Origin of the sequence: Paenibacillus sp. FSL H7-0714 (assembly GCF_038003765.1) — a bacterium.
Classification (GTDB): domain Bacteria; phylum Bacillota; class Bacilli; order Paenibacillales; family Paenibacillaceae; genus Paenibacillus_AQ.
The window spans coordinates 5,200,725-5,212,927 of the sequence record NZ_JBBOPT010000001.1 but is presented as its reverse complement, the minus strand read 5'-3'; the positions used below and the strand labels follow the sequence as shown (position 1 = coordinate 5,212,927).

The following is a 12,203-nucleotide window of genomic DNA, read 5'->3' as shown; positions in this document are numbered from 1 at the left end:
AAATATAGATGGAGGGATTTAGCATGTCGGTGATTGAAAAAGAAGTAAATGAAGTGAAATCCGGTTGGAGAAGTTTTACAAAAGGTAAATGGTCCAAGAAAGTTGACGTTAACAACTTTATTGCTAGTAACATTAAGCCTTATGAAGGTAACGAAGAGTTCCTCGTAGGTCCTACTAGTAACACAACTGAACTATGGAAGATTATTTCTCAACTGAGCAAGGAAGAAAGAGAAAGAGGCGGCGTATGGGATGTTTCCCTAGATACTGTCTCCACAATCACTTCACACGCTCCAGGCTACATTGACAAGGACAAGGAACAAATCGTAGGCGTACAGACTGACGCTCCTTTCAGACGTTCCATTCAGCCATTCGGCGGGATCAAGATGATGGTCGATGCTACGAAGGCTTATGGCTTCGAGCTTCCACAAAACATCGTCGACATGTTCACGAACATTCGCAAAACGCATAACCAAGGCGTATTTGATGCATATACACCAGACATGAGAGCAGTACGTAAATCCGGCGTTATCACAGGTCTTCCTGATGCTTACGGCCGTGGACGTATTATCGGCGATTACCGCCGCATTGCTCTGTACGGTATTGATTTCTTGATTAAAGACAAAAAGCAACAACTAGCTGAGCTTGAAGTTGATTCCATGACAGAAGAAGTAATTCGTTTGCGTGAAGAGCTGTCTGAGCAAATTCGTGCACTGGGCGAATTGAAAGAAATGGCAGCAGCTCACGGTATGGATATTTCCAAACCAGCGACGAACTTCAAGGAAGCTACTCAATGGGTATACTTTGGATATCTGGCAGCAGTTAAAGAACAAAATGGTGCGGCGATGTCCCTGGGACGTGTTTCTTCCTTCCTAGACATCTATGCAGAACGCGATATTGAAGAAGGTACTTTGACTGAAGAACAAGTACAAGAAATTGTCGATCATTTCGTAATGAAACTGCGTATCGTGAAATTCTTGCGTACACCTGACTATAATGATCTGTTCTCCGGCGACCCTACTTGGGTAACTGAATCCATCGGTGGTATGGCTGAAGATGGAACCACTCGTGTTACCAAGAACAGCTTCCGTTTCCTGAACACCCTGTACAACTTGGGTCCAGCTCCGGAACCAAACTTAACTGTTCTGTGGTCCGAGAGATTGCCTGAAGGCTTCAAGAAATATTGTGCTAAGGTTTCCATCGAAACTAGTGCAATTCAGTATGAAAATGACGATCTAATGCGTCCATACTGGGGTGACGATTATGCTATTGCTTGCTGCGTATCTCCAATGCGTATCGGTAAACAAATGCAGTTCTTCGGCGCTCGTGCCAACCTGGCAAAAGCTTTGCTGTATGCTATTAATGGTGGTAAAGACGAAAAATCCGGAGCACAAGTTGGACCGGAATTCCCAGCGATCACTTCTGAATATCTGGATTATGACGAAGTAATGAAACGCTTCAAACCGATGATGGAGTGGTTGGCTAAGACTTACGTTAACACTTTGAACATCATTCACTATATGCATGACAAATATTCTTACGAACGTATCGAAATGGCACTGCATGATCGCGACATTCTGCGTACGATGGCTTGCGGTATCGCTGGTCTGTCCGTTGCAGCTGACTCGCTGAGTGCTATTAAATACGCGAAGGTTAAACCGATCCGTAACGAACAAGGTATTGCAATTGACTTCGAAACCGAAGGCGAATTCCCTTGCTACGGTAATAATGACGATGCTGTAGACAGCATCGCAGTAGAATTGGTTGAAACCTTCATGACAATGATCCGTAAAAACAAAACTTATCGTGATGCTGTGCCAACTCAATCGGTATTGACCATTACTTCGAATGTAGTGTACGGTAAGAAGACAGGTACAACACCTGACGGACGTAAAAAAGGCGAACCATTCGCACCAGGTGCTAACCCAATGCACGGACGCGACAAGAAAGGTGCTCTGGCTTCACTGAACTCTGTAGCCAAACTGCCTTACTCCGATGCACAAGATGGTATCTCCAATACGTTCTCTATCGTACCTAAGGCACTAGGTAAAGACGATGAATCCTGTAAGTCTAACCTGGTACACATGATGGACGGATACTTCCATAATAACGCTCAGCATTTGAACGTTAACGTATTTAACCGTGAACAGCTGATGGACGCTATGGATCACCCAGAGAACTATCCACAATTGACTATCCGCGTATCCGGTTATGCAGTTAACTTCATCAAGCTGACTCGCGAACAGCAAATGGACGTAATTAACCGTACGTTCCATGGTTCGATGTAATTCGTTCCTATTTATAAAGATCTTTGATTTAAATTCTACATTGAAATAGTTGCAAGGAAGATACCGCCCTTGTCTCAAGGGCGGTAATATCTTGTTTGAGAATGGTTAAAATTTTAAATTTCACAGCCGCGATTAAGGAGAATGACAGTCTCAAGGACAGGGAGCTTCTTCGTGAAAGAGGGACTGTTAGTCTGTCGTGGCGAAAGGATGACATCCTATGATTAAAGGTCGCATACACTCTTTGGAAACCTTTGGGACCGTTGACGGGCCTGGTATTCGTTTTGTCTTATTCATGCAGGGCTGCTTGTTGAAATGCCAATATTGTCATAACCCTGATACTTGGGCTTTAGATGAAGGCAAAGAAATGAGTCTCGAAGAAGTGCTTTCCGAGATCGAGCCTTATTTGAACTACTATCGTTCTTCCGGAGGCGGACTGACTGTATCCGGTGGAGAACCTACTTTGCAGGCACAATTTGTAAAGCAGTTATTTACGGAAGTTAAGAAGCGTTGGAATTTGCACACTACACTAGATAGTAATGGTTACAACGAAGGTGACAAGATTAATGACTTATTGGATGTTACGGACTTGGTGATGCTTGACTTGAAGCATATTGATGAAGAAGCACACATTAAGTTAACTGGTAAATCTAATGATCGGACCTTGAAGCTTGCACGTTGGCTGTCAGATCATAACCGTAAGATGTGGATTAGACATGTATATGTTCCAGGCATTCATGACCGTGAAGAGGACCTTATCAATCTAGGTCGTTATATTGGAACCTTAAATGGCGTTGAGAAATTTGAAATCTTACCTTATCATCAAATGGGTATCTATAAATGGGAAATGCTCGGTAAGGCTTATGAATTGGATGGAGTGCCATCCCCTACGGATGAAGAAGTTCAGCGGGCGTACCGCTTAGTCGAAGAAGGTCGTAAGCAGACAGCGTTGGTATAATTCTTACCTACATTAAGTGGAGCCGTTCCTTCAGTGATTTACTGCTGAAGGAACGGCTTTTTTTGTTATGAGGGACGTCTGATGTCATTTAAAGGGGTAATTTTGTATTTTCGCTTTAAAAAAATGGTATATTTACTGCTGTTAATTAACGACTTGGAAATCCGTTATGATATATATTGTATCATTGCATTGAGTTTTTATGATTATTTTCAAAGTGTATGTATGGTTAAATCACGCTATAAAGCTTTTAATCGTAATTATTACTGAAATAAAGTTATATTATATTACATATTGTGTAGTTGATTCCGCTTTCATTAGAGATTTTTATCCCTATAGTGGATGAATCTTAACCTTACGAGAATGGAATCTGTTTTCTATAATAAGAAGTGTAAAGCACAACATTATATGGGGGGTCACAAGAAATGAAAAAAGGTATGACTTTGCTATTGTCCCTGATTTTTGTATCATCAGCTTTACTGGCAGGTTGCGGAGGCAACAACAATGCATCTTCTAACAAAGGAGATGGAAACGCTACCGCGACGAATGCAGCGGATGCTACAAATGCTCCAGCAACAGAAGAACCGGTTAGTAGCGAGCCGTTCGAAATGACGATTCGTCACACTCAAATCGGTGCCGACAAACAGAAACGTTTAGCTATTCTGCAAGAAGTAGTGAAAAAGGTAGAAGGCGATGTACCGGGTCTGACCTTTAAGCTTGATGGAGTAGATTCAGATGTAAACCGTAAAGAAAAATTACGTGGTGAAATGGCTGCAGGTAATCCACCAGAGATCTTCGATCTTTTCGGAAGCCCTGACTCTAAGATCTATGCTAAAGAAGGTAAATTACTCGATCTGACTCCAATCCTAGAGGAACTTGGAATTAAGGATAAATTCTCAAATCTTGATCCTTTCACTTATGAAGGAAAAATTTACGGATTGCCTATCGGTGGATCTGGTGAAGGGTTCTTCTACAACAAAGAATACTACAATAGCAAGGGTTGGAAAGCTCCAACAACATTTGCTGAATTGGAACAACAATTGGCTGACATCAAGGCTGACGGAAAAGTACCTTTGGCTGGTGCATCTAAGGCTGGTTGGGTACCACTTATGCTAGCTAACCACTTGTGGTCACGTTATGCAGGTCCAGATGTAACCGCTAAGTTTGCAACAGGCGAAGCTAAATGGACTGATCCAAACGTTGTAAAAGGTTTTGCAAAGTACAAAGAATGGGTTGACAAAGGATACTTCAAAAAAGGCGAACTTGGTTTCGAGTATGCTGAATATACAACACAATTCACTAGTAGTGAAGCAATCCTCTTGTATGATGGTACTTGGAAATCTTCCGTATTTAAAGAAGGACAATCTGGCGAAGGTTTGATTGGTAAAGTTGGATTCTTCAATATTCCTCCAGTTGATGGTGGCGTAGGCGACCAAACTGCATTGATGCGCGATGTAAACAATGGCTACGGTTTCTCTGCTTCTGCTGAGAAAGATCCACGTCAATTGGCTGCTGTGAAATCTTTCATCAAAAACTTGTTTAACGAAGAAATGCAATTACGTGGTCTTGTTGAAGATGGCGTACTGCCAGCAATGAAAATTGATCAAAACGTGCTGAATGAAAATATTACGGATGATCTGATGAGCGAAATCGTAGGTGTACTTAATAACTCACAATCTTCGTTCCCAGCATTTGACTCACTTGTTCAAGCTGATGTAACTACAGAAATCAGTAACATTCAAATTCAAAAGCTGATTGGTGGTCAGACAACTCCTGAGAAAATGGGCGAAGCTTTACAGAAGGTACAAGAAGAAGCAAACGCAGCAGTTGAATAAGTAGCTGCAAATTGAATGTACCCTGGTGCCAGAACCAGGGTACATTTTTAAACTCAAAGAATTTATGTGTTTGCAAAGCTCTAAAACATTCATTGTTCGCCAGATGTCAAAGCAACCGGAGGTAGTCATGAATAAAGCACTAAGAAATCCATTGGTATTTTTCCTTTTTATTCTTCCAGCACTGATCTTGTTCACGATGTTCTTCATCTATCCCATCTTTAGTTCAATCTATTACAGCTTTACTAGCTGGAATGGGGTATCTGACACAGTCAAGTCTGCCGGAATCAGTAATTTTGAGAAGGCATTAGGAGACGAACGATTCTGGATATCTGTCAAAAATAACGGTTTCTTTATTCTTTTCTCCTGTTTTGTACAGGTACCGTTAATCATATTCTTCTCGTTATTGATATCGAATGTAAAGAAGCTAAAAGGCTTGTATAAGACAGCGGTCTTCATGCCTTCTATTATGTCTACAGCAGTTATCGGTATTCTATGGGGCTTCATTTATGAGCCCAACATTGGACTTTTAAATAAGGTTCTAGGCTTAGTTGGTATTGATCCACTTTACTGGCTGTCGGATGAAAGATTCGCAATGTTATCCATCCTGATCACGAATGCTTGGCAATGGACCGGATTCTACATTGTAATGGTACTTGCAGCTATTCTGTCGATACCAGGTGAATTGGATGAAGCAGCTGCCATTGATGGCGCAACTGGATTCCAACGTGCTACACGCATCACGCTTCCTTTAATTGTTCCGATCATTTCTGTTGTAATCATGTTGTCCATTGCTGGAGCAATGAAAGCGGCGGATATCGTCATTGTAATGACTAAGGGTGGACCTGCTGGTTCAACCGATGTAATGGCAACTTACATGATTAAATATGCTATCACTAACTTTAAGTACGGGTACGGTAATGCCATTGCAGTCCTGATCTTTGTATTTACACTGGTGGTTACAGCCATTTATCAGCTGCTGATAGCCCGACGCACAGAAAGGATTGAATACTGATGCCACGCGCCCTGAAAAAAAGTCTGCCACACGTCGCACTATTGTCCTATCTGCTAGTTATTCTATTTCCTTTCCTGTTCGTGTTATTCTCCTCTGTGAAAAAGGATAACAATGCAATAGCACTTAACCCTTTTGGGATTCCAAAGGAGTTCGTCTTCAATAACTACGTTGAAGCTTGGGTAAATGCCAAGATCAGCACCTACTTTTTTAACAGTTTGTACATTTCCATATTGGCTTCTGTAGTATCTATCATTCTAGCGTCTATGTTTGCTTTTGCAGTTACTCGGATGCGCCAAGGCAAATGGAATACGATTTTGTTCACCTTAGTTATGGTGGGAATGCTCATTCCAAACAACGCATTGATGCTTCCTATTTATACGATTGTACGTAAGATGGGGATTCTGAATACGCACTGGGCGTTGATTATCCCTTATATCGCGAATGCAATTCCGTTTACGATAATTATATTGGCTGCATTTATGCGCTCGTTGCCTAGAGAAATTGAAGAGGCAGCGGTCATGGATGGGTTGAAGGCACCAGGTATCTTTGCTAAAATTATTGTACCTCTAACCGTACCTGCCATGGTTACTGTATTCATTGTTAATTTCCTGGGCAATTGGAACGAATTCTTGCTGGCAAACTACTTCCTATCAAATGATGAACTACGTACGCTCCCAGTGGGTATGGTTCAATTCCGTGATCAATATCAGATGAACTATGCACAAATGTCAGCGGGTATCGTCTTCAGCGTTCTGCCAGTAATTGTGATTTATGCGATTTTACAGGAAAAAATTATTGAAGGCGTAACTGCGGGTGGCGTAAAAGGATAACTTTTTTTCTCAGTCAGGAGCACTAGCCGATGAATTTGCGCTATAAATTATTTACGGCATTTTTGGGCCTGATAATCATTCCCTTATTTATTCTAGGCATGCTTATGTTTTTCGTGACTTATAACTCTATTGAGAAGAAGTACAGTCAACAGTCGGAATACTCGCTCAAAGCAATTAGTTACAGTATTTCAAATGTGTTAAAAGATATGGATAACGTTACAGACAACGGAATTGCTACCTCGGTTTTTCATATGGCACTTAGCGCAGAAGATCCTTCTAATCAAGATTTGACTGATGCTGAGCAACTCAATTTGAATGCAAGCCAGCGCAATTTCCGTAGTCTGTTGTTTAACCATCCATCGATTAGCTATGCTTTTTTATACAATTTTAACGGTAGAGGTAACTCTGAAATCGTGTCGCTTTTTAATAAGGAAAATTTCCGAACGCTACCCTATGATACTTTCAAAAAAAGTGATTTGTACCAGGAAGTAATGGATTTGAATGGCGTGCCAAAATGGCTGGCTCCTCATGAGTATCCTGAACTTACAGGAACTGAACCTGTGTTTACACAAATTCGACTCGTGAAGGAACTGAGCTTCTTTCAGAACATAGGTATCCTTGTTGTACAGATCAAAAATTGGGAGCTCGAATCGATATTTCGCAATTTAAAAATTGGGGATAGTAATCAGGATGTTTCGTTTATGCTAGTAAATGATGACGGAATGATTCTATTTGACCCAGATCAAAAGCTGGATGGGCAGGATATTCAGTCATTCGCGAATAAAGAGATTACCTTCAAAAAAGGGTTTCAGAGTTTTAAAACAGAGTATAACGGGGAGAAGAGTATTCTCTCCATGTATCATTTGAAAGATTATCCTTGGAGTCTAGTGTCTGTAACCTCATGGGACTCTTTATCTCGAGAAGTTACAGTATTTGCACGCTGGTTTGTAGGGGTTATCTTCCTTTGCTTTTTGGCAGCGGTGATCTTCAATCTATTCTTTATGAATCGCATTACTGGTGCAATAGCCGTAATTGTTCGTTTTATGCGACGTGTTGAGGATGGAGATCTAACTTCGCGGGTAGAAGTGAAGGGGAATGATGAGTTAACGCTTCTTGGTAAGGGCTTTAATGATCTTATGGATAAAATTAACCGATTGTTTAACAGAATCCATTTGGAACAGCGTCGCAAGAATCAAGCCGAGATGCGTGTTCTACAGGCTCAGATTAAACCGCATTTTTTATTCAATACGTTAGAGTCGATTAATGTTCTGGCTATACAGAATGAAGGCAAGAAAGTCAGTGAGATGGTCTACCGACTGGCAAGTATTTTACGAATTAGCATTCAGGATCGAGAAGAAATTACACTGGATGAAGAGATTAAACATCTGCGCAATTATTTGGATATTCAAAAATTTAGATTTGAGGATTTATTTGAATACGATATTGATATCCCACAAGAATTGATGAGTTGCGGCATTTTAAAGCTTACTTTGCAACCGCTTGTAGAGAATAGCATTCAACATGGATTTGAGGGTATTGATTACAAAGGTCAAGTTTCTGTGAAAGTTTGGGAGAAGCAAGGGGACTTAATTTTACGAATTGAAGATAACGGTATTGGAATTACACCATCTCAGTTGTCTATTTTCCAATATATTGTGAATGATCCTGTGGAGCAAGAGGTTGAAGTTGAACGGGAAAACCGGATGAATCTTGAACGTAGAGGCCTTGGCATTCGCAGTGTAGCAGATCGCATCCGCATTGAATACGGTGACAGATATGGAATATTTATTTGTTCCAGTCCAGGATATGGTACTATTATTCAATGTGTCATACCTAAATACGAGCAGGGGGAAGATCATTATGCTAAAAGTATTATTGGTAGATGACGAAGCCCCAATTCTGAATAATCTGAAGAGAGTGTTGCCATGGCAGGAGATGGGGATGGAGGTCGTCGGTATGGCGCGAAGCGGTATGGACGCCTTGCGCATTGCTGAAGAGGAGCAACCCGATCTTGTGTTGAGTGACATTCGTATGCCAGTGATGGACGGGTTAACTTTTGTAGGAAAGCTGCGGGAATTGGGATTGGATAGTGAGGTACTGCTTCTTACCGGGTATCAGGAATTTGACTATGCACGGGAAGCGATCCGGCTTGGGGTAAAAGAATACATTTGTAAGCCGATACATTATGAGGAGCTTGGCAATAAGGTACGTGAGATCGGAGCTAATATCCGTAGTAAACAGTTTAAGAATAAACTGTATAATAGTATCCCTTTGTTTCAGGAGATTCCTGAAGTTGACAATGGCAAAAAAACGCCGGATCAGCTAATGAACTTGGCCGCTCAATACATCACTGAACATCTTCATTCAGATATCGGGATTGAGGAAGTGGCGAATAAGATCGGCATCAGTGGCAGTTACTTCTGCCTCTTGTTTAAGAACCGTTTTGCAATGACTTTCGTGGAATACGTAACACAACAGCGAATTGAAGCTGCCAAGTTTATGCTTACTAACAGCGATAAGAGCATTACGGTGATTGGTTCCGGAGTCGGTTATCAGGAACGACGTTATTTCACGAAGGTATTTCAGAAGCAGACGGGGATGTCTCCTAAGGAGTATCGTGACCGGTGCCGGGCCGAAGTGTTATGAGGTCGGCGGCGTATGGTGATGTTTAGCGTCACTGCAAGGAATGTCTGTTACTCAGCATGGTGAGGTAAGCGTCACTACGGAGGAATGTTTGGACTTTCGGTCGCTGTTATCCTCGGATTTCTTGATTGGAAACCGCTGCTCGCGGTTGAAATCCGAGGATAGCATATGCTTCCGAGGTAGCTTTCCAAGGAAAGCTTTTAGGCGAACGCTCCGCTCCTACAGTTCCAAACCTCCTCTCCGTTCCTTCTCCCTCACCACACTTCGTTGTGGGTATGGGTCGTCCCGCTCCTGCGGTTGTGGGGAACTCCTTGGGGGAAAGAAGGGATTATCGACCAGCCTGCAGCTGTGATATAAGTACATATAGTAATTCAGCCTACGGCTGTAATTAATTTAATGATTTTAAACAGTAGAGATGATTATCCTTAGTTATTGAGGATAATCATCTCTTTTTTTATAGAAATATAATATGCTCCCTATACTCCCAAAATTTATCATATGTTTTAATTAGAGTGTAAGAAGGAAGTGCAAGGCGATAGCCAAGCAAGCGTGAAAAAGGCTCTAGATTGGGACGATGGGGAAATGGGGGAACAGAACATGAGTGTGACGAATCCTTCCGTCAGCTTATCAGAAGTGAAAAAACGCGGCAGGGGAAGAGTACCGAATTTTCTGAGAGTGATGAAGAAATATTGGGTGTTCTATTTGATGATGCTCCCAGCCATTATTATTCTGATCATCAATAACTACATACCGATGTTAGGGACGGTAATTGCTTTTAAGGATATCAATTACCAGAAGGGCATTCTAGGCAGTGATTGGGTCGGGTTCTCGAACTTCAAATATTTATTCTCGACAGAGACGGCGTGGATCATTACAAGAAATACCCTATTGTACAACACTGCGTTTATTGTACTCACACTATTTTTTTCACTGGCTTTTGCGATTATGTTTAACGAAATGCGCTGCAGATGGCTATCGAAATTCCATCAGAGTGCAATGTTTCTCCCATATTTTCTCTCATGGGTCGTCGTCAGTTATTTAGTATACGGCTTTCTAAGTGCTGAGCACGGGTTCATGAACAAGACACTGCTTCCGTTCTTTGGGGTAGATCCAATTGAATGGTATTCGCAGTCGCAATATTGGCCGGGGATTCTAGTGATCGTAAAGCTGTGGAAAGAGATTGGCTATACGACGGTCATTTATATGGCTGCGATCATCGGCATAGATCACGAATATTATGAGGCTGCGCTGATTGACGGTGCTTCTAAATGGAAGCAGATTCGTAAAATCACGCTGCCGCTGATCAGTCCGGTTATCATCGTAATGACGCTACTGCAGATTGGTAGGATTTTTAACGCAGACTTCGGCTTGTTCTTTCAGGTGACTAGAAACGCAGGAGCATTATACTCCACTACGCAAGTTATCGACACCTATGTATATCAGACCTTCCTGGCGATTGGTGATATTGGGATGTCCTCTGCCGCGGGTCTCGTTCAATCTATTGTAGGATTTTTACTGATATTCTTAGCAAATCTAGCAGTACGACGAATAAGTAAAGATGATGCGTTATTTTAGAGGGAGGTGAGCGTGTTGAGCCAGACAGAAACTGCAATCGGGCCGTCGGGTCGTACAGGAAAGAGAGCTAAACGGCAAAAACAACCCAATGAAATTTCTAATATCTCCAATTTGTTAATTAATATATTCTTCTGGATCTATACGGCGATTTGTGTGGTCCCACTGATCCTCGTGATTATCGTATCGTTCTCAGATGAACAATCGGTTGTGCAGCACGGCTACAGCTTTTTCCCGAACAAGTGGGATATCTCGTCATATGAATTTCTGTTAAAAGATTATTGGCAAATCATAGATGCGGCTGCCGTTTCCTTATTTGTGACGGTGGTTGGAACGATTCTGAGTCTCGTAATTATGGCAATGTATGCCTATCCTATCTCGCGTGGGGATTTTCCACATCGTAATTTCTTTTCGTTCTTTATGTTTTTTACACTTTTGTTTAATGGAGGCTTAGTGCCCTGGTATCTAGTTTATACTCAAATGATGCATTTGAAAGATACGCTATGGATTCTGATTATGCCACTGCTGGTTTCAGCATTCTTTGTCATCATTTTACGAACCTTTTTTGCAAACACAATCCCGCCGGCACTAGTTGAATCCGCTAAAATTGACGGGGCACCGGAGTTTCGGATCTTCGTTCAAATCATTCTACCTTTGTCGTTACCGGTGCTAGCTACAGTGGGATTATTTCAAACCTTGGCGTATTGGAATGACTGGTATCTAAGCTTGATCTTTATTTCACCCGAAGGGCATGTCAATCTGCAATATCTAATGTATAAGACGATGTTGAACGTTCAGTTCCTGACTGCAAGCCCTCAAGCGATGGCTGCCTTAGCTGCACAAGGTGTAGAAATCAATCTGCCGACAGAGACAGTAAGAATGGCAATGGCTGTTATTGGGATCGGTCCTATCGTATTCGTTTACTCCTTCTTCCAAAAGTATTTTATCAAAGGACTTACCGTTGGTGCTGTTAAAGGCTAATGAGGATTGGAATGGCTTAATTCGGCGTTCCATGCAAGTGTGTGAACGTCCGATTCAGCATATATAAATATTTTGAGGGAGGTTATGGTGTAC

Annotated in this window: 9 protein-coding genes; all 9 read left to right on the top strand. The window is 41.7% G+C overall.

Features of this window, described 5'->3' with window-relative positions; all coding sequences use genetic code 11:
* The first annotated feature begins 23 nt into the window (after positions 1-23).
* The 9 genes from pflB to NST34_RS23325 all read left to right on the top strand — a co-directional run bounded on the left by pflB (position 24) and on the right by NST34_RS23325 (position 12,110).
* Complete coding sequence (pflB, locus tag NST34_RS23365) at positions 24-2,285, top strand: formate C-acetyltransferase (protein WP_076284457.1); 2,262 nt, start codon at positions 24-26, stop codon at positions 2,283-2,285.
* A 217-nt stretch (positions 2,286-2,502) separates the two neighbouring features.
* Positions 2,503-3,240 (top strand): pyruvate formate-lyase-activating protein, encoded by a 738-nt coding sequence (gene pflA / locus NST34_RS23360; protein WP_076284458.1) that lies wholly within the window; start codon positions 2,503-2,505, stop codon positions 3,238-3,240.
* Between the two features lie 422 nt (positions 3,241-3,662).
* On the top strand, positions 3,663-5,072 hold the full coding sequence (locus NST34_RS23355) for an extracellular solute-binding protein (RefSeq protein WP_076284460.1): 1,410 nt from the start codon (positions 3,663-3,665) through the stop codon (positions 5,070-5,072).
* Between the two features lie 127 nt (positions 5,073-5,199).
* Complete coding sequence (locus tag NST34_RS23350) at positions 5,200-6,084, top strand: carbohydrate ABC transporter permease (protein ID WP_042190519.1); 885 nt, start codon at positions 5,200-5,202, stop codon at positions 6,082-6,084.
* Positions 6,084-6,914, top strand: coding sequence for a carbohydrate ABC transporter permease (locus tag NST34_RS23345; RefSeq protein WP_042129876.1), 831 nt, complete (start codon positions 6,084-6,086; stop codon positions 6,912-6,914). Before NST34_RS23350 ends, NST34_RS23345 begins: the two co-directional genes overlap by 1 nt.
* A 29-nt stretch (positions 6,915-6,943) precedes the next feature.
* Positions 6,944-8,800: a cache domain-containing sensor histidine kinase gene (locus NST34_RS23340; protein ID WP_076284461.1), complete on the top strand. Its 1,857-nt coding sequence runs from the start codon at positions 6,944-6,946 to the stop codon at positions 8,798-8,800.
* A complete protein-coding gene (locus tag NST34_RS23335) occupies positions 8,775-9,560 on the top strand; it encodes a response regulator transcription factor (RefSeq protein WP_076284462.1) in 786 nt (261 codons plus the stop codon). Before NST34_RS23340 ends, NST34_RS23335 begins: the two co-directional genes overlap by 26 nt.
* 546 nt (positions 9,561-10,106) lie before the next feature.
* Positions 10,107-11,132 carry an ABC transporter permease gene (locus tag NST34_RS23330; protein WP_341128846.1) on the top strand — a complete coding sequence of 342 codons (1,026 nt, stop codon included), beginning with the start codon at positions 10,107-10,109 and terminating at the stop codon, positions 11,130-11,132.
* Positions 11,133-11,147: 15 nt separating this feature from the next.
* Positions 11,148-12,110 (top strand): carbohydrate ABC transporter permease, encoded by a 963-nt coding sequence (locus NST34_RS23325; RefSeq protein WP_256716416.1) that lies wholly within the window; start codon positions 11,148-11,150, stop codon positions 12,108-12,110.
* The last annotated feature ends 93 nt before the right edge of the window (positions 12,111-12,203 follow it).

Bases quoted from the DNA above. Each gene is read 5' to 3' on its own strand.
- pflB (WP_076284457.1), top strand. From the start codon at position 24: ATGTCGGTGATTGAAAAAGAAGTAAATGAAGTGAAATCCGGTTGGAGA.
- pflA (WP_076284458.1), top strand. From the start codon at position 2,503: ATGATTAAAGGTCGCATACACTCTTTGGAAACCTTTGGGACCGTTGAC.
- NST34_RS23355 (WP_076284460.1), top strand. From the start codon at position 3,663: ATGAAAAAAGGTATGACTTTGCTATTGTCCCTGATTTTTGTATCATCA.
- NST34_RS23350 (WP_042190519.1), top strand. From the start codon at position 5,200: ATGAATAAAGCACTAAGAAATCCATTGGTATTTTTCCTTTTTATTCTT.
- NST34_RS23345 (WP_042129876.1), top strand. From the start codon at position 6,084: ATGCCACGCGCCCTGAAAAAAAGTCTGCCACACGTCGCACTATTGTCC.
- NST34_RS23340 (WP_076284461.1), top strand. From the start codon at position 6,944: ATGAATTTGCGCTATAAATTATTTACGGCATTTTTGGGCCTGATAATC.
- NST34_RS23335 (WP_076284462.1), top strand. From the start codon at position 8,775: ATGCTAAAAGTATTATTGGTAGATGACGAAGCCCCAATTCTGAATAAT.